The organism is Hymenobacter agri (assembly GCF_054778495.1).
In genome coordinates, this window is the sequence record NZ_BAAGZM010001084.1 from 1 (window position 1) to 860 (window position 860).

An 860-nucleotide genomic window follows, 5' to 3' on the forward strand; every position below is an offset into this window, starting at 1 on the left:
CTGCCGCCTACCGCGCCCGAGTACGGCCGCGAGCAGCCGGGCCAGGAAGGCCTTCTCACGCTGGCCTCGGTCGACGGCCATCTGCACACCATGCCCGATGCCGCCGCGCCGGGCAACTACATGGGCCTGTTTGAGGCCGTGCACGAGGCAATTCGCCATGGGGCCCCCTACCCAATTTCGGCCGAGCAGCTGCGTTGGCAGAATGAGCTATTGGAACTGCGGGCCGAGTAGCCACCCGTCCTAGGGCGTTACGTGCCACCAGTCCACGTCGGCGTAGCCGGCGTCGTTGGTGCGCCCCACGCGGCTGCAGAACAGGCCCATTTTGGCCCCAATCCAGCGGCCTTCGCGGGCAACGAACTCTTCTCCAACTTCCTCAAAACGCTCGCCATCGACGCTGTAGCTAAAGCGGCAGCGAGCCCCAGCGCGCACCTGCACCAGAAGGTAGATGAGGCCCGACGCGGGTGCGGCGATGCGCACGGGTACGGTGCTGGTTTCCAGCACGAGCTGGTCGGCGTTGCGGCAGGTAGCTTGCGCCAGGCTCCAATACCCGTTCTGGCTGCTTACGGTCAGGTAGGCGTAGTCGAGGCCGTCCATCAGCAGGGCCACCTGCTCGCCTTCAGCGTGAGGCGCGAAGGTGAGCTTAGCGGTGGCAGTGAAGGTTTCGGCCGGCAGCTTTTGCAGTAAGCGGCTGGGCACCTGGCTGTAGTTTTTGAAATCGGCGGGCAGTTGCTGGGCGTAGAGACGCAGGTAGCCCAGCGGGCCGTTGGGCAGGGCCCAGCCCGATTGCGGATTGGCGGGCCACTGCCACTGCGGGCCCAGCGCCACGCTGTCGAACTCATCGGAGGTGGGCGGCGCGTCCG

The 860-nt window shown here is 66.5% G+C and carries 1 protein-coding gene and 1 pseudogene; one reads left to right on the forward strand and one right to left on the reverse strand.

Going from position 1 to position 860, the window contains the following annotated elements:
* Positions 1 to 231, forward strand: a pseudogene (locus ACYVDE_RS24610) (oxidoreductase); the annotation flags it as partial.
* A gap of 9 nt (positions 232 to 240) precedes the next feature.
* Here ACYVDE_RS24610 and ACYVDE_RS24615 read toward each other — a convergent pair.
* On the reverse strand, positions 241 to 860 hold a 620-nt coding region (locus ACYVDE_RS24615), incomplete at its 5' end, for a beta-xylosidase family glycoside hydrolase (protein ID WP_460504154.1).